Here is a 16,970-nt window from a genome sequence, read left to right as displayed (position 1 = left end):
TCCGTCACGTCATTTGAATTACGAAAACTCAGCTTAGGCTAGCTCACATCTTCACTGGTAAGACAGACTAACCATCCACCGAGTTTTTCTTGCGGTATGCGAGCGGGGTCAGACCTTTAATTCTTCTGAATTGGCGACTGAAATTGGCGAGGTTTGCGAAGCCGACTTGCTGGCTAATGTTGGCAATACTTTCTTTTGATTCAACCAGTTTGATGCAGGCTCGCTGGATGCGTATTCGGTTTACAAAATCGGTGAATCGATGTCCTGTTGATTTGTGAAAGAAGCGTGAGAAATAAGATTCCGTCATATCGATAAGATCGGCGACATCTTTCACACGAATGGTTTTTTCGTGGTTAAGCATAACGTAGTCCAGCACAAGGTTAATTTTGTTGTGCATGACTTCGGAATCTTTCTTCTCAGAGGGCGGAAGCGTGGACAGAATTCTTGTTTTCTGTTCGTTTAGGAAATCCATAAACCTCAGGAAGTTAGTTAGCTTCTCAACGCCCCGGGTATTACGGACCGATTTCATAAATTCCATGCTGGTTTCCATGGGCACGTCCAGAAACTCTACCCCCATTTTTGCCTGTTCTATCAGTTGCTTAAACAAGGATAATTCAGGAAATATTTGTGCCGCTCTCTGTATCAGTTCAGGTTCAAACAACACCACCATGTCTCGCAGCTTGTGAGTTTCCCCTTCTGCAAGATAGCTCACCCAGTTATGGGGAAGCCAAGGACCCACCAGTATAAGTTGCCCCGGCGAAAATGGCCCTACGTGGTTACCTATCATGGCTTTACCTGTTGTTTTCACAATCAGATGGAGTTCGTATTGCTCATGCACATGCCATTTAATTCGGTGATGAGGTACGCCATGTTCCGTATACGCCACCGATTCTTTGTCGAACGCCATGAACTCCCAAACGGGTTCTTCGCCCAGGCTTTCCCGATGATACGGCTTAATTTCATAGGTGGACATAAGAAGCTCCTACTCGACTCGAACGCTGTTTCTCATACTCTGAATATAGCGTCTTAAACTCTTGGTATTTCTTTTTATAGACGGCTTGATACTCTGGGTTGGGGAAAATCTCTTCAAGCACTCTAGGTGCATGACAAACGGATGAAACAGGTTCTCCGGTATCACACAGCCTGGCCAGCCTCGCCGCTCCATAAGCCGGACCGCTCTCTCCACCTTCGTAGCGAAGGATCTTTATGCCTAGAATGTTGGCGATAATCTGAAGCCATAATCGGCTTTTGGTTCCGCCACCAATGGCACCCAGAAATTCGACTTTAGTGCCGCTTTCCTGAATGGCGTTCTGACAGTCTAGCAGTGAAAAACCAACACCCTCCAATATTGCCTGAGTCATGTGGTGCCCTTTTGTCGCCCATGTCATATGGTGAAAACTGGCGGTCGCAAATGGATTGTTATGAGGCGTCCTTTCCCCCATCAAATATGGGAGGAATAGCGTTGGTTGAGTGGGATCGTAATCGGCTTCGAGCTCAGCAATAAGCTCACCAATATCTTGCTTGGTTAAATCGGCGAACCACTTTAACGGGCTGGCACCGTTCAACATGCACGCCATTTGAAACCAACGTTCAGGAACAGCATGAGCAAAAGAGTGGACTAAAGCATGAGGATAAGGTTTGTAGGTTTCAGTGGTCACAAAATACTGAGCGGATGTCCCTAAAGATATGAACGCGTCTCCCTGATTTATTGCTCCAATACCAATGGCTCCGCATGCTGCATCTCCCCCGCCAGCGCATAAGGTGACCGAAGTGGATAAGCCAATTTCGGACGCAATCTCTGCTAAAAGCTGACCAGTATCTTCTGTGCCTTCTTTTAAGGTAACCATCTGATCTGGTCGAAGCCCACTGATTTCGAGCATTTTGTCCGACCATTCACGGCTTTCTTCATCAAGCCACAAGGTGCCTGCAGCATCACTGACGTCTGTCGCAAGCTCGCCAGTCAGCTTTAGCCTGACGTAGTCTTTGGGAAGGAGAATATGTCGAATAGACTTAAACGCGTCCGGTTCATGCTCTGCCATCCAGCGCAGTTTAGGAGCGGTAAATCCAGACATCGCGGGAACACCCGCTACGTTCCCGAGTTCAGGAAACTCACGATTCATATCTTCTGCTTGCTGATGTGAACGTCCATCATTCCAAAGGATGGCGGGTCTTACTGGATTGAGCGACTCATCGAGCATGACGGCGCCATGCATTTGCCCAGAAAGCCCTATGCACTGAACATCGGAAAATGGCACTGGGAAATCGTGTTTGATTTGCTTCAGAGTGTTAAGCGTTGCATTCCACCATAAATCGGGTTCCTGTTCGGACCATAGTGGTTTAGGAGTGGATGCAGGATAGGATTCGCCAGCGGTGCCAACGACGGTTCCATTCCCCCCCATAAGCAACGTTTTTACCGATGAAGTACCAATATCAATTCCCAGGTAGTGCGCCATTTTCCTTCCTTATGCTGCGTTAAAGTATGCCTTTACTCTTAGTTCATCGCGTTGCCGCCATCGACATTAAATGTCTGAGCGGTAATGTAGTCTGACATTGGTGACGCCAAAAACAACGCCATTCCCGCCATGTCGTCTGGCAAGCCCATTCGTCCCAACGGTACTTCTTCACCAACCAGCCTTTTCTTTTCACCGGGCTGACGGTTTTCATACTTAGCGAACAATGCATCCACCTGATCCCACATTGGAGTGTCGACGACGCCCGGCGAGATACTATTTACATTAATGCCATTGTCAGCCAGTGCCAACCCAGCAGACTGGGTGTAGCTGATAACCGCTGCCTTAGTTGCGCAGTAGTGAGCAACTAAAGGTTCACCGCGCCTTCCCGCTTGCGATGCCATATTGATGATCTTACCGCCCTTACCTGCTGCAACCATTTCTTTTGCGACTGCCTGCATCATGAAAAACATCCCTTTCACGTTGACGTTGTATAAGCGGTCAAACTGTTCAGATGTAGACTCAAGAATCGGTCCCATATCGAATATCGCAGCATTGTTGAACAGCACGTCAATTTGACCATACTGTGTTTTTGTCTTTGAAATTGCCTGCTCAATCTGATCCAAATCCGTCACATTGGTTGGGCAGTAACTTAGCGAGTCTGGGTATTGCTTTATTAACTCGCGTAGCTCTGCGGATGGAGAATCAGCAAGATCCAGAACCATACAGCTTGCGCCATTAGCAAGATAAGTGGCGCAAACCGCTAATCCAATTCCTCCGTTTGCGCCGCTAAGCAGAGCGACTTTCCCTTTCAAAACCAGTTGGTCTTGATTAAAAACGGTGATACTCATTTCATTTCCTTATGATTTTAAGCGTTCTACCTGATTTCTTGGCTTTGCGGCTGTTTTTGAATGTGTAGACACGAGAATCGCCAAGATGCTTAGAGTGAAATAACCCTAAGGTATATCTATATAATTCCGACCCAAATTTGTCTGAGAGCTGGGCTTTCCTATCACTATCAAGCCTGTCACATATTTTAGACAGACGTACGAATTGACCTTTACTCATTAGCTCTCGGATTCCTCATATTCTTTTGATTGGGTTTCAATCTGCTTTTTAAGCTGCTCGGTAAATTCAGGAAAACGCGACGTCAGCCCCTGCCAGACATCTTCATTTGATAAAAATATAGTGACAGGGTCACTAGAGTTAAGCCATTGTTCTGCTTTACTGAAATGCGGGTCTTTATAGTTAAACGCGAGCTTTCCGTTATGGAATCGCTCCAGAAAGCAATACCAGTGAGCGATAAGACAAATCGCATATCGTGGCATATGGTTTCTTTCGAGATTAAAGCGCACAGTGGGCAGTATGAACTGAGGAAACTTGCTCACGCTGTCCATCGCGATCCTCTCTATTGAGTCGGCAATATGGCTATTGCTGAAACGCTCAACAATTTTCTGGCGATATTGCTCCAGATCGACAGGCGGATGGCTGATAGTCGGGATAACCTCGGTTTGATGATAACCCTTTAACCAATCGGCAAGCTGGTCGTCTTCCATGTTCTGATCGAAGGTGATGTAATTTCTTAACGCACCCACATAAGACAACAAAAAGTGACCGCCATTTAAGATGCGTATCTTGGTTTCTTCGTATTGATGGACCTGACTGGAAAAAGTTACGCCGACTTTTTCTAACTGGGGAAAGTCTGAAGCGAATTTGTCTTCAATGACCCACTGTTCGAAGTCTTCGCCCATAATTGGGCACTCGTCTTTTTCATCGATGATGGTTTCAAGCTGCCTCGCCAGTCCTTTTGGAGGAACGGGCGTGATTCGATCGACCATACAACAAGGGAATGTGACGTGTTTACTGACCCATTCTAAAAGCTCAGTTTCCTGCTTAGCCGAGAGAAACTGTTTAAACGCATTTTCTAATAGAGTTCCGTTGTCGCGTAGGTTATCGCAGGTCAAAACGGTAATTGCTCCCGCCTGGCTCGCCGCTCTCTGTTTCAAAGCGTAACTTAAGTATCCGTAAACCGTTTTTGGCGCATCCGAATTAGCTAAATCTGATGCAATTTCCACATCCCTTAAGTTAACGTCGTTGGTATCTGTCAGATAATAACCGCCCTCAGTAACCGTTATGGTTAACGCCTTTACGTTCGGATCGGTGAAGATGCTATCAAGTTCGGAAACGTCACCGGAAGCGTCGACAACGGTATCCATCGCTTCAATTTTTCGGATTTCGATATCACCGTATGCGGAGATTTTCTTTAGATGATATCGACCGCCCTGCTGTTGCAAGGTTTGAGTGATTGTTCGTGATTCTGGGCGAAGGTTGACGCCGGTATAGTGCCAATGGTCAGAAGGTGGAACCAGACGATTAAATCTGTCGACGTAATACGCCTGATGTCCACGGAAAAAAGATCCCACACCAAAATGAACCAGTCTATTCGTCATAAGAGAGCTCCTCATAAATATTGAGCGCTTGCTCTTGTGAATCAAACAGATAGATTTGCTCTTTGTCCAAAGCCAACCCTACTTCCTGATTCAGTTTCGGGCTGTCTGCGGGCGCATGTTTAGAAACCAGAGTCTCGCCGTTTTCAATGCGGACGTAGCTTAGGGTTTCCGAACCCAGTTGTTCGATTACTTCAACCACACCTGTTACGTCGCCTTGCTCTGTTGGGACAATGGTGACGGCTTCTGGTCGAATTCCCAGCGTTTTTGCTTGCAAAATCGAACTACTGTATTTATTTACAGGTAGCCGAATTTGAGCATCGTTAGTTAACTGCGCTGTCAGATTTTCGCCTTCAGAATGAACGGTTCCGAGGTTAAGCAGGTTCATTTTTGGTGTACCGATAAAGGATGCAACGAACAGGTTTGCTGGCTGATGATAAAGCTCTAGCGGAGAACCAATTTGTGCCACTTCCCCTTGTTTCATGATCACCACTTTGTCGGCGAGCGTCATGGCTTCGACCTGATCGTGTGTTACGTAAATCATGGTGGTGCCAAGTTCATGATGGAGGCGAGAAAGCTCGATACGCATTTCAACACGAAGTGCAGCATCCAGGTTAGAAAGTGGCTCATCAAACAGGAATACTTTCGGGTTACGTACGATGGCGCGCCCAATTGCCACACGCTGCCTCTGACCACCAGAGAGTGCCTTTGGTTTGCGATCAAGCAATGGCTCAAGTTTCAGTGCCTTAGCGACTTGCAGTACTTTTTTGTCGATCTCATCTTTTGGTATGTTTGCCAGCTTAAGGGCAAAACCCATATTTTCTTTAACCGACATATGTGGGTACAACGCGTAGCTTTGGAACACCATGGCAAGGTTACGCTTAGATGGGTGCACTTCGGTAATCAGTTCACCATCTAAATGAATTCCACCAGCAGAAGATTCTTCCAGCCCTGCAATGGTTCTCAATAGTGTCGACTTTCCACAACCGGATGGACCAACGAAGACCACAAACTCACCCTTTTGAATTTCAAAATTGATGTTTTTAAGGGCAAGTGCATCGCCGTATTTTTTGTCGAGTTGGTTGACTGTTAAATAACTCATTTTACTGCTCCGAAGGTCAATCCTTGTACCAATTGTTTCTGACAGAACCAGCCAAGCACGACGATAGGTGCACAGGCTAATGTGGATGCGGCAGATAACTTCGCCCAAAACAATCCTTCCGGGCTGGAATACGTTGAAATCATGGTGGCTAATGTGCCGGCATCTGCGGATGTTAAGTTGATCGCCCAGAAGGCTTCATTCCAGCTCAAGACAATAGACAAAAGCGCTGTAGACGCGATGCCACCAAATGAGAGCGGAAGCAGCACATAACGAATTTCACCTAACGTGCTCGCTCCGTCTAAACGAACGGCTTCGAGAATGTCTTTTGGAATGTCCTTAAAGTAAGAGAACAACATCCAGATGACGATCGGCAGATTGATTAAGGTGTAAATAATAGTCAGCGCCAAACTACTGTCGAGCAATCCTGCCTCTTTGCACAGTATGTAGATCGGCACCAAGACCCCGACGGCAGGTAACATCTTGGTTGAAAGCATCCAAAGGAGCATATCTTTGGTACGTTTACCCGGGTAAAACGCCATTGAATACGCCGCAGGAACCGAGATGATCAAGGCGATCAACGTGGAACCAAATGCTGTGATTACTGAGTTTTTGGCGAATTTCAGGTAATCGCTTCGCTCCTGAACGATGCCGTAGTTTTCAACCGTAGGCTCAAAGATAAAGCTCGGTGGAACCGAAATGGCCTGTTGTTCCGTTTTGAATGAGGTAATCAGCATCATGATGATCGGGAAAAACACGATCAACGCTATCACCCAGCTTAAAACGGCTCTAAATCGAAATGTCTGATTCATAAAGCTCTCCTAGGCGACTAAGTTTTTGCCAATGGCACGGATTAAGAAGAAAGCCACAATGTTGGCGAGAATAACCGCAATCAAACCACCCGCAGACGCCACGCCGACATCAAATTGCATTAAGGCTTGAGCGAAAATTAGGAATGCGAGGTTGGTTGACTCGTACCCAGGTCCACCACTGGTGGTCACAAAAATTTCCGCAAACACAGAGAGTAAGAAGATGGTTTCGATCATCATCACTACCGCGATAGGTCGTGCCAAATGTGGAAGCGTTAAGTAGCGGAATACTTGAAATCCGTTGGCACCATCCAGCACTGCTGCTTCTTTTTGTTCGGTATCCATCGATTGCAGTGACGTCATAAAGATCAGCAGGGCAAAAGGCATCCATTGCCAGCTCAACATGGCGATAATCGAGCCCAGCGGGTAATCCGAGAGCCAATCTACAGGTTCTAACCCAACCGATTCCCAGAGTGACGCTAAAACGCCATAAACCGGGTGCATCATTAGGTTTTTCCAGATCAATGCGTTCACCGTTGGCATAATGAAAAACGGTGAAATCAGCAATACCCGAACAATGCCCCTGCCCTTAAACGGTTTATCCAGTAACACGGCAATCAAAACCGCAGCAATCACGGTTACGACCAACACCATGCCAACTAACGTCAGTGTGTTGGTCACCGCTGGCCAGAAAGCTTCGTCGGTATAGAAAAATTCAAAGTTAAGTCCGCCAATGTAATTATTCTCTCCCGGATACAGGAGGTTGTATCGGATGACGGAAAAATAAATGGTCATGGATAATGGCACGACCATCCACAGCAATAAGCTGATGAAGGATGGAAATACCAATATTTTGGGTAACCACCTTTGCATAAAGACTTCCTTGTAAAACGAATTGGGGTGAAAGCCCCAAAAGTACTTCTGAAGTGAGCAGGAGCGGTATCGCCCCTGCTACTGTCTTGCGATGGAGCTTGGCTAAGCTAGCCTCGCTCGGTTACTTGTAGTAACCAGACTTACGCATCTCACGGTCGGCAGACTTGTTCGCATTTTTCAGCGCCTCCTCTACCGAAACGTTTCCTGCTAAGGCGTTAGTAAACTGCTGTCCTGCAGCAATACCAATCGCCTGGAACTCAGGAATTGCGGCGAACTGTACGCCCACGTAAGGAGATGGCAGCAAAGTACTGTTTTGAGGATCAGCAGATTGAATCGCTTTCAGTTCTGCTTCAGCAAAGACCGCGGCATCTTTGAATGCTTGCGTGTCGTAAGTTGACTGACGAGTACCTGTTGGTACGTTCGCCCAACCGTTCTCTTGTGCTACAAGCTTGATGTAGTCCTGAGAAGTCGCCCATTTCACGAACTTTTCAGCTTCAGCTTGGTTTTTACTGCCAGCTGGAACACCAAGTGCCCATGCCCAAAGCCAGTTAGCGCCGCGATTGGTTACCGCAATTGGTGCTTGCGCAAATGCGACCTTATCTGCAACTTTACTTTGCTTAGGATCGGAGATGAAAGAAGCTGCGATGGTGGCGTCGATCCACATGCCACATTTACCTTCATTGAACAGCGCGAGGATTTCGTTGAAGCTGTTGGAGGTTGAACCGGGAGGGCCATAAGTGGTTAGAAGGTCAACATAGAAAGATACAGCGTGGTTCCACTGAGGAGTGGTGAGCTGAGGTTTCCATTCTTCGTCAAACCAGCGGGCACCAAATGAGTTGGCCATTGTAGTAATGAATGCGGCGTTATCACCCCACCCTGGCTTACCACGCAAGCAGATGCCATAAACCCCATTGTCTGGATCATGGATGGATGCCGCAACGTCACGGATGTGACCCCACGAAGCGTTATCCGGAATTGCCATGCCTGCTTTATCGACCAGATCTTTACGGTACATCACCATCGAGCTTTCGCCGTAGAATGGGACCGCGTACATCTTGCCGTCGACAGACAAGCCAGAACGAATCGCCGGTAAAATATCGTCAGCGTTGTAGCTGGCGTCGTCTTTGATTTCTTTGAGCCAGCCTTTCTTACCCCAGATTGGTGCTTCATACATACCAATCGTCATGATATCGAACTGACCACCTTTGGTTGCGATATCTGTGGTCACACGCTGGCGCAACACCCCTTCTTCCAGAGTCACCCAATTGAGTTTCACCCCTGGATTCGCCTCTTCATATGCTTTGCTAAGCTTCTGCATTTCAATCATATGACCGTTATTTACCGTCGCGATGGTTAGCTCGGTAGCCGCAATAGCGGGCGCACTTGAAATGGCAGCAAGTACAGAGGCAGAAAGTAATGTCCTGAGTTTCATGTTCATTCCCTCGACTGTTTTTAGTTTATTTTGAGGTATGTTGCTTATTAACATCCCCGCAACAATCACAATTCAAAAATAGTCAAAAGAGAAATTATTGAGTGCAGAAAAGTACTTTTTAGTCTTTTAATGATCTTTTTCTGCGCTAAAAGTATTATTTTTGAGACTAAAGGGTAAAAATTTGATAACAAAAAGGCGCTCAATTAATGAGCGCCTTTTTCGTGGTTTATCGAATAATTTGAGTGATTATTCTTCTACACCGCGAGATTTTAGGAACTCAGAATAGGTTCCTTTGAAATCAGTGATCTTGTTGTCTTTGATTTCGATGATTCGGGTCGCCAGAGAGTCAACAAACACACGATCGTGCGAAACGAAGAACAGTGTGCCTTTGTATTGCTCAAGAGCAGTATTCAAAGATTCGATGGATTCCATGTCCATGTGGTTGGTTGGCTCATCCATCAACAACATGTTTGGTTTGTGCATCATCAGTTTGCCAAGCAACATACGACCTTGCTCACCACCGGAAAGCACTTTTACTGACTTTTTGATGTCGTCTTGCGAGAACAACATTCTGCCCAGAAAACTACGAATGACTTGCTCGTCGTCGCCTTCCTGACGCCATTGCCCCATCCAGGTCATCAAATCCATATCGGCTTCAAAGTCTTCGGCATGGTCTTGCGCGTAGTAACCGATGTTGGAGTTTTCAGACCACTTGAATTCACCTGAGCGCGGCTCATGAACGCCTGCTAGTGTGTTCAGAAGTGTCGTTTTACCCACGCCGTTTTCACCGATAATCGCAACCCGCTCACCCACTTCAAAAATGGCATTGAAGTCTGAAAACAGGTCGTTTTCATAACCCTGACTTAGGTTTTCTACAATCAGTGCGTTACGGAATAGCTCTTTAGACTGTTCAAATCGAATGAATGGGTTTTGACGGCTTGATGCTTTTACTTCATCAAGCTTAATTTTATCGATCTGCTTAGCACGGGATGTTGCCTGCTTGGCTTTTGAAGCGTTGGCAGAGAAACGCGCCACAAACGTTTGAAGTTCAGCGATTTGCGCTTTCTTCTTGGCGTTGTCTGCTAACAGACGATCGCGAGCCTGAGATGCTGCCGTCATGTACTCATCGTAGTTACCTGGGTAAACACGAAGTTCACCGTAATCCAAATCTGCCATGTGAGTACAGACACTGTTCAGGAAGTGACGGTCGTGCGAGATGATGATCATGGTGCAGTTACGTTCGTTCAGCGTTTCTTCCAACCAGCGGATGGTGTCGATGTCCAGGTTGTTGGTTGGTTCGTCGAGCAACATGATGTCTGGGTCTGCAAACAGGATTTGAGCCAGAAGAACACGCAGTTTCCAGCCCGGAGCGACTTCGCTCATCAAACCGAAGTGTTGTTCCAGCGGAATACCTACCGCAAGCAACAACTCGCCCGCTTTGGCTTCTGCCATGTAGCCATCCATTTCGGCAAACTGGGTTTCCAGATCAGCAACCTTCATGCCGTCTTCTTCGCTCATTTCAGGCAAAGAGTAGATACGGTCACGCTCTTGCTTAACTTCCCACAGCTCTTTGTGACCCATGATAACCGTGTCGACAACGGTGAATTCTTCGTAAGCAAACTGATCCTGGTTCAGTTTCGCAACGCGCTCATTTGGGTCGTAGCTGACGTTACCAGAAGTCGGGTCGAGTTCTCCGCTCAAAATCTTCATGAAAGTGGATTTACCACACCCATTTGCGCCGATTAAACCGTAACGGTTGCCTTCGCCAAACTTAACTGAAATGTTTTCAAATAGTGGCTTCGCGCCAAATTGTTGTGTGATATTCGCGGTAGAAATCAAAACCGAACCCCTTAGATAGTAAAAAGCGCTGCCACGGTACTTGGCAACGCGTTTTGATGCAAGTGTTTATTGGGTTTCAGACCAGAAGGGACTGGCTTTGGTCTTGAGATTTCTTCAAAAGTTTACTGCCTAGTAACTTCTCTATTAGCTTTTCACCTGCAATCCACTCGCCATACCCCGCATTGGTGTGGATATGACCCGCTCCGGGAATCTCTACAATTTCACTTCCCCATGATTTCGCAAATAAATGAGCTCTTTCCAGTGAAAGATGCTCGTCGTTATCGCTTGTAACAAGAATACTGGGGAATGGCAGAGGTTTAAATGTTAGAGGACGTAGAGTATGGATCTCAGAGATTGCACTGGGTGAATCAACATCAGCTGGCGCAACCAATAAAGCACCAATTACTTTGTTGGAACTGAACATTGATGACCACTGAGTAATGGTTACAGCACCACAACTGTGTCCAACCAGAACTACCTTAGAGTCAATAGAAGCAATTGTTTTTTCAAGAACATTGACCCATTTATCGCGTTCTGGCATATCCCAGTTTTCTTGTTGAACCCGAACAACATTTTGATATTTTCGTTCTATGAAAGTTTGCCAATGCTGTGGACCTGCGTTTGTGTATCCGGGTACTAAAATGATCGTAGTCATTACTGAGTTTTCTTTCCTTATTTTATTCCGTCATCACCAGTTCAACGGCGTTAGCCTTCTGTGGCAGATACACCGAGAACTGGCTCCCTAAACCAACTTTGGAAGTGACTTTAATTTCTCCACCCGTCTGGCTGAGAATGCTTTGCGAAACGGAAAGACCAAGCCCGGTTCCGTCTCGTTTAGTTGTATAGAAAGGATCAAACACTCGCTTGAGCTGTTCTTCTGGAATACCGCAACCCTGGTCAATCACATGAACGACTGCGCCTTTGGTTTCGTCTTCTTCCTGCCAGTCTTCGGTGCGAATGGTTAATACCCCTTCTCCATTCATGGCGTGGATGGCATTCATTTCCAAGTTTACCAGAATTTGCAGCAGGTGATGTCGGTTGACTTCGACAACCGATTTGGCATTCAGCTCGGTAACAAATTGAACGTCGCGTTTTTTGGCGCCAGTTTTAACCAAGGTCAGGCTTTCTTCGACGATTGGGTTAACGTGTTGCCAGGTAATTTCGTCTTGCACACCACCCTGACGGCTATACTGGAGCAGGCTTCGCGTAATGTTTCGAATGCGATCAATCTGATTCAGAATGGTATCAATTTCTTCTTCAATCGAATCTGCTTTGTCACCCAGTTCGAATTTCAATAATTCTACGTTTCCTAGTATTACCGCGGTTGGGTTGTTGATTTCGTGGGCGATACCGGCGGTCAGCTCACCGAGTGCGGCTAGTTTCTCGTTCACCACTAACTTATCGCGGGTCTGGTTCAGCAGTTTGATATGAAGTTCGAGTTGTTCTGTCTTCTCATGAAGTTTGGCGGTTCGTCGCTCTACTTTGCTTTCTAGCTGATCGGCTGCCTGACGGATTTCGGCGTTACGCTGAGCAAGCAAGTCGAGCATGTTGTCGAACTGGCGCGCAAGCTGAGTCAGCTCATGTTCGTCATCCAAACCTAATTGTCCGATGCGCTTGTCTCTGCCCGCCTGCACTGATTTTACTACATGGTGAATCCGCTCAATCGGGTGGAACAGATCACGTGAACCACGATACACAATCATCCCAGATATGAGCAGCAAAGTAAGAATGGTGAGACTGATTTCGCCAAGGTTGGTGATGTAAACTTTGATAAGCGGCCAGATCAGATACCCTGTGTAGAGCATGCCAATGACATCGTTGTACTGGTTGTAAATGGGCTGGTAAGCGGTGATGTACCAGTCGTCATAAACATAAGCGCGGTCGATCCAGTTTTCCCCTCTGTCCAGAACCGCTTCTTTAACCTGAAGGGAAACCGTTGTGCCAATTGCTCTGCCTTTGTGTTCCTGACTGTCCAAAGGCACGTTGGTACTGATTCGCAGGTCATCCATGAATAGAGTTACTGTACCGATTTGAGGCTGAAGTGCGTTGGGTTTGGCGTAGATCAGGTCACGGATTTGGTCGACCAGACCGGTGCTGTTATTAAGAAGCAAGCCACCATCGAGATACCCTACAACCCGTTGGTCTTCATCTTTTACTGGCAATACGCTTCGACTGATTAAACCACGTGTTTCCACCCCTTCTCCGTTTAACAGAGGAATCTGGGCTTTGGTCGCGAGGTCGCGGTTGAATTCTTTCATCTGATCAACGGTGAACACGTCGAAGAAAGACGCTTTCTGAGCGAGTAACTCTTGGTTGGTTGAGTGTTCAATAGGGATCCAGCGAAGAAAATCGAGCTGGTAACTGTGCTTTTGTGCCGATACCCAGTCACCGAGTTCGAGAGCATCGCGATGAGCCGACATCAACCGAATCTGAAATGGATAGGAGTTTGCCAGCGATTTCATACTCTGGACTTGTTTGTCCTGAAGTATCTGAATGCTGTTGTCGGCTACAGAAAGCTTTTCGGAGACATTCACTAAAGCATTCTGCCAAGTGTAATGGGTCGACCAGTAAAAAGTGATACCCACTAAGGCAAGCAATGTTAGTAATATTGGGGCTGACGTTAAGAAAAGTAGCCTGTAGCGCACCATTGACTTAAGGCGCAGTCGCCAGACTTTGAATACATTAGATACACCGGGTTTATTATTCGGCATCGTCCGATCCTTCTGATTCCCATTCTTTGTATTTTCGTTCTAGGGTTTTTCGAGCAACACCTAACTGCCGAGCGGCAGCAGATTTATTGCCATCATGGTGGCTCACTACTTGCTGAATATGTCTTTTTTCGACTTCTTTTAAACTCCATTCGTTGGGGTAACCAAGGATCTCGTCGCTTCGATAATCCGGAAGCTTAGGCATAACAGTTTCTAGTGACGTTGTCACTGATACAGTTGGCTGAACGGGCTGTGAATAGTCTGCGTTCAGTTCTCTCCAATGATGTGCCGGCGGCTTGCCAAGCAAAATACATCTTTCCATTAAGTTTTTGAGTTCCCGAATGTTTCCTGGCCAGTCGTAGTCGTGCATGGCCAGTATGTCTTCGTGCGCCCACTTAGGTTCTGGCATACCGAGTTCTTTCGCTAGCGACTTGGTAAAGAATGGAACAAGATCGATAAGGTCAGATTTACGTTCTTTAAGTGGTGGAACATCAATTTTCAGTACATTCAGCCGGTAATACAGGTCTTTTCTGAAAGTGCCAGCTTCAACCTCATCTTTCAGGTTTCGGTTGGTTGCCGCGACAATCCGGACATCCACACTGACTTCTTTTTCACTACCGACAGGTCTTATGGTTCTTTGCTCTAGCACCCGCAGTAACGACGATTGCATAGCGATGGGCATTTCACCAATTTCATCCAAAAACAACGTCCCACCACTTGCCACGCGAAACAGACCTTCACGGCTTTTCTTCGCCCCGGTGAACGCACCTGCTGTATGACCGAATAGCTCACTTTCCAATAATTCAGGCGCTATTGCGCCACAGTTTATAGGAACAAAAGGACCTGTTCTTCCACTCGCAGCGTGTACCCCACGCGCAACTAATTCCTTCCCCGTACCCGACTCTCCTTCTACCAGAATCGAGGCACGCGATGGTGCAAATTGTCCCATTAACTGTTTGAGTGACTTGGTTTTTTCTGAGTTGCCAATCATTTCACTGCTGATGAGACGATTCACATCTCGGGTAAGTGCGTGATGAAGACGTGTTGCCAGTCTTTTATCCATGCATCGCTGCACTGATTGCAACATCTGTTCCAGATTAAACGGTTTGAGTATGAAGTCAGTCGCACCGAGCTTAAGTGCGCTTATCGCGGTTTCGAGGTCGGCATATCCCGTCATAAAAATCACATCACAACGACGGTCGTCATCGTTAAATGCTTCTTTCCACTCTATACCCGAACGACCCGGTAAGTTGATGTCCAGAATGATCAGGTCGTAATGATTTTCCAGCCTGAATTTTTCGGCCTGCTCGATGCTGCCGCAGCAGTCGACTTTGGAAAACCACTTGCCTAATGCCTTTTTCAATATGGCTTGCATGCCTGTTTCATCATCGACTACCAATACAGAAAACGCCTGATACTTACCAACATGATTGGGTTGTGATTGAGAACTGGAAAGATAGGGATCGTGTGAAACTGACATATATGGCTCATTTAAGGTCTGTTGAACTGGGACAGAGTGTACCAATCAAGATCAATACAAAAAGAAAGTATGTGCGACATTTTGTCCTAGCTCAAATTTTTCGATTGTATTCCGGTTGCCAATTGAACGACCTACTTCACAGAAACGGGCTAAATTCATACCCAAGTGTCTTGGGCTTACTTGGGTATAGTTGGCACTGAGCTTGCTATATCCCTATAAGCATCATTGATATGCCTGACCACCAAACGTATTGAATCCGTTTTGGCTGGAAGCAATAAGAAAAACGTCTAACAAAAACAAAAATGGAATTGAGTAATGAAAAAAATAGCGATGACCCTCGCCTTTTGTACAACTGTCAGTTATCAGGCTTTTGCCGACCAGGAAAAACCTCATATTCGTTTAGCGACGACCACCAGTACTTACCACTCCGGTCTTCTCGACTACCTGCTACCAGAATTTGAAAAAGAAACGGGTTACAAGGTTGACGTGATTGCAGCTGGCACGGGGAAATCTTTGCGCATGGGGCAAAATGGCGATGTCGATCTTGTCATGACCCACGCGCCAAAAGCGGAAGCTACGTTCGTTGAAAAAGGTTACGGTGTGCTTCCCCGCTCCCTTATGTATAACGACTTTGTGGTCGTAGGACCTAAGAATGATCCTGCGAAAGTTTATGGTGGTAATGACGTGGCTAAAGCGTTCAAACATATCGCGAATAGTCAGTCGACGTTTGTTTCTCGCGGTGATGATTCAGGAACGCACAAAAAAGAGCTTAACCTGTGGGCGCAATCTTCTATTGAACCGAATTTTGGCGGCTATCGCTCGGTTGGGCAAGGCATGGGTCCAACGCTCAATATGGCGTCTGAAATGCAGGGATACACGCTGACTGACCGTGGTACATGGCTCGCATATCAAAATAAGGTGGATTTAGGCATTGCCGTTGAAGGTGACCAACGCCTGTTCAATCCTTATCAGGTCATTCTGGTTAACCCCAAACGCTACCCAGACATAAATTATCAAGGTGCTAAAGTTTTCAGTGACTGGTTAGTTAATTCCAAAGGACAAACTTTGATCAACAGCTTCAAGCTACAGGGCAAACAGTTGTTTGTGGCAAACGCAAAGAGTGAATAACCGTGAATCTATGGCAAACCACATTAGAAGCATTGCAGCTGCTGGTCAGCTTTGACCCGCAGCTCTGGACGATTGTTACGGTATCGTTCAGCGTTTCTCTGTCTGCGTTAATGCTGGTTATTGTGCCTGCTCTACTTTTTGCTTTCCTCCTTGCTTATTGCGAATTTCCCGGTCGCTGGTTTGTTCTTTCACTGGTGAACACCCTTCAGGCTGTGCCTACGGTTGTCATTGGTCTTTTGCTATACATGATGCTTTCAAGAGCAGGACCACTTGGCGACTGGCAAATGTTGTTCACTCAAAAAGCCATGATCTTCGGGCAAATGCTGATTTGTTTCCCCATACTGGTTTCCATGATGCACGGTGCCCTTCAGTCCAGTGACAAAAGAGCTGTGGAAACGTCTTTAACACTGGGTGTATCCATTCCACATGTAGCGGTCACTTTATTGTGGGAGAACCGTTTCCCACTGATGGCCGCAACCATCACTGCTTTTTCCCGCATCATTACCGAAGTAGGCTGTTCGATGATGGTGGGTGGAAACATCATGGGAGTGACTCGAAATATTCCGACGGCGATTGCTATGGAAAGCCAGAAAGGTGCATTTTCTCAGGGGGTTGCTCTGGGCATTGTGCTTCTTTCACTCGCCTTATTACTCAACTTCACCCTTTCCTCGGTTCGGGGTAAAGGCTATTTGCGGACTTAGGAGG

Annotated in this window: 14 protein-coding genes; 2 read left to right on the top strand and 12 right to left on the bottom strand. The window is 46.6% G+C overall.

Features of this window, described 5'->3' with window-relative positions; genetic code table 11:
• Nucleotides 1-67: 67 nt before the first annotated feature.
• From INR79_RS09315 to INR79_RS09260, 12 genes are all read right to left on the bottom strand, one after another.
• Nucleotides 68-973 carry an AraC family transcriptional regulator gene (locus INR79_RS09315; RefSeq protein WP_223093777.1) on the bottom strand — a complete coding sequence of 302 codons (906 nt, stop codon included), beginning with the start codon at nucleotides 971-973 and terminating at the stop codon, nucleotides 68-70.
• Complete coding sequence (gene xylB, locus INR79_RS09310) at nucleotides 960-2,453, bottom strand: xylulokinase (RefSeq protein ID WP_223093775.1); 1,494 nt, start codon at nucleotides 2,451-2,453, stop codon at nucleotides 960-962. The genes INR79_RS09315 and xylB overlap by 14 nt, the downstream gene beginning before the upstream one ends.
• A 38-nt stretch (nucleotides 2,454-2,491) precedes the next feature.
• Nucleotides 2,492-3,301, bottom strand: a complete 810-nt coding sequence (locus INR79_RS09305; protein ID WP_316606908.1) for an L-iditol 2-dehydrogenase — start codon at nucleotides 3,299-3,301, stop codon at nucleotides 2,492-2,494.
• A 216-nt stretch (nucleotides 3,302-3,517) separates the two neighbouring features.
• Nucleotides 3,518-4,900 (bottom strand): mannitol dehydrogenase family protein, encoded by a 1,383-nt coding sequence (locus tag INR79_RS09300; protein WP_223093773.1) that lies wholly within the window; start codon nucleotides 4,898-4,900, stop codon nucleotides 3,518-3,520.
• Complete coding sequence (locus INR79_RS09295) at nucleotides 4,890-5,999, bottom strand: ABC transporter ATP-binding protein (RefSeq protein ID WP_223093771.1); 1,110 nt, start codon at nucleotides 5,997-5,999, stop codon at nucleotides 4,890-4,892. Before INR79_RS09295 ends, INR79_RS09300 begins: the two co-directional genes overlap by 11 nt.
• On the bottom strand, nucleotides 5,996-6,808 hold the full coding sequence (locus INR79_RS09290) for a carbohydrate ABC transporter permease (protein ID WP_223093769.1): 813 nt from the start codon (nucleotides 6,806-6,808) through the stop codon (nucleotides 5,996-5,998). Before INR79_RS09290 ends, INR79_RS09295 begins: the two co-directional genes overlap by 4 nt.
• 9 nt (nucleotides 6,809-6,817) lie before the next feature.
• Nucleotides 6,818-7,678 carry a carbohydrate ABC transporter permease gene (locus tag INR79_RS09285; RefSeq protein ID WP_022550684.1) on the bottom strand — a complete coding sequence of 287 codons (861 nt, stop codon included), beginning with the start codon at nucleotides 7,676-7,678 and terminating at the stop codon, nucleotides 6,818-6,820.
• Nucleotides 7,679-7,799: 121 nt separating this feature from the next.
• Entirely contained in the window at nucleotides 7,800-9,110 is a 1,311-nt protein-coding gene (locus tag INR79_RS09280; protein ID WP_223093767.1) for an ABC transporter substrate-binding protein, read from the bottom strand.
• Nucleotides 9,111-9,356: 246 nt separating this feature from the next.
• Nucleotides 9,357-10,949, bottom strand: coding sequence for an ABC-F family ATPase (locus tag INR79_RS09275; protein ID WP_022550682.1), 1,593 nt, complete (start codon nucleotides 10,947-10,949; stop codon nucleotides 9,357-9,359).
• Nucleotides 10,950-11,025: 76 nt separating this feature from the next.
• Nucleotides 11,026-11,604, bottom strand: coding sequence for an RBBP9/YdeN family alpha/beta hydrolase (locus tag INR79_RS09270; RefSeq protein WP_223093765.1), 579 nt, complete (start codon nucleotides 11,602-11,604; stop codon nucleotides 11,026-11,028).
• 22 nt (nucleotides 11,605-11,626) lie between these two features.
• A complete protein-coding gene (locus tag INR79_RS09265) occupies nucleotides 11,627-13,660 on the bottom strand; it encodes a cache domain-containing protein (RefSeq protein ID WP_022595196.1) in 2,034 nt (677 codons plus the stop codon).
• Complete coding sequence (locus tag INR79_RS09260) at nucleotides 13,650-15,137, bottom strand: sigma-54-dependent transcriptional regulator (protein WP_022612872.1); 1,488 nt, start codon at nucleotides 15,135-15,137, stop codon at nucleotides 13,650-13,652. The genes INR79_RS09265 and INR79_RS09260 overlap by 11 nt, the downstream gene beginning before the upstream one ends.
• A 315-nt stretch (nucleotides 15,138-15,452) precedes the next feature.
• On the opposite strand from INR79_RS09260, the gene INR79_RS09255 reads away from it, so the two are divergent.
• Entirely contained in the window at nucleotides 15,453-16,265 is an 813-nt protein-coding gene (locus INR79_RS09255) for a substrate-binding domain-containing protein (protein ID WP_045964087.1), read from the top strand.
• Between the two features lie 2 nt (nucleotides 16,266-16,267).
• Nucleotides 16,268-16,966: an ABC transporter permease gene (locus INR79_RS09250; protein ID WP_022591120.1), complete on the top strand. Its 699-nt coding sequence runs from the start codon at nucleotides 16,268-16,270 to the stop codon at nucleotides 16,964-16,966.
• Nucleotides 16,967-16,970: the final 4 nt, after the last annotated feature.

Origin of the sequence: Vibrio sp. SCSIO 43132 (genome assembly GCF_019904195.1) — a bacterium.
In the GTDB taxonomy this organism is placed as follows: domain Bacteria; phylum Pseudomonadota; class Gammaproteobacteria; order Enterobacterales; family Vibrionaceae; genus Vibrio; species Vibrio nigripulchritudo.
Note: the sequence above shows the minus strand (reverse complement) of the source record. Positions and strands in the feature narration are given on the sequence as shown.

Excerpts from the sequence above, each read along its gene's own strand:
- INR79_RS09280 (WP_223093767.1), bottom strand. The coding sequence starts at position 9,110 with ATGAAACTCAGGACATTACTTTCTGCCTCTGTACTTGCTGCCATTTCA.
- INR79_RS09265 (WP_022595196.1), bottom strand. The coding sequence starts at position 13,660 with ATGCCGAATAATAAACCCGGTGTATCTAATGTATTCAAAGTCTGGCGA.
- xylB (WP_223093775.1), bottom strand. The coding sequence starts at position 2,453 with ATGGCGCACTACCTGGGAATTGATATTGGTACTTCATCGGTAAAAACG.
- INR79_RS09315 (WP_223093777.1), bottom strand. The coding sequence starts at position 973 with ATGTCCACCTATGAAATTAAGCCGTATCATCGGGAAAGCCTGGGCGAA.
- INR79_RS09300 (WP_223093773.1), bottom strand. The coding sequence starts at position 4,900 with ATGACGAATAGACTGGTTCATTTTGGTGTGGGATCTTTTTTCCGTGGA.
- INR79_RS09295 (WP_223093771.1), bottom strand. The coding sequence starts at position 5,999 with ATGAGTTATTTAACAGTCAACCAACTCGACAAAAAATACGGCGATGCA.
- INR79_RS09290 (WP_223093769.1), bottom strand. The coding sequence starts at position 6,808 with ATGAATCAGACATTTCGATTTAGAGCCGTTTTAAGCTGGGTGATAGCG.
- INR79_RS09270 (WP_223093765.1), bottom strand. The coding sequence starts at position 11,604 with ATGACTACGATCATTTTAGTACCCGGATACACAAACGCAGGTCCACAG.
- INR79_RS09255 (WP_045964087.1), top strand. The coding sequence starts at position 15,453 with ATGAAAAAAATAGCGATGACCCTCGCCTTTTGTACAACTGTCAGTTAT.
- INR79_RS09285 (WP_022550684.1), bottom strand. The coding sequence starts at position 7,678 with ATGCAAAGGTGGTTACCCAAAATATTGGTATTTCCATCCTTCATCAGC.
- INR79_RS09305 (WP_316606908.1), bottom strand. The coding sequence starts at position 3,301 with ATGAGTATCACCGTTTTTAATCAAGACCAACTGGTTTTGAAAGGGAAA.
- INR79_RS09260 (WP_022612872.1), bottom strand. The coding sequence starts at position 15,137 with ATGTCAGTTTCACACGATCCCTATCTTTCCAGTTCTCAATCACAACCC.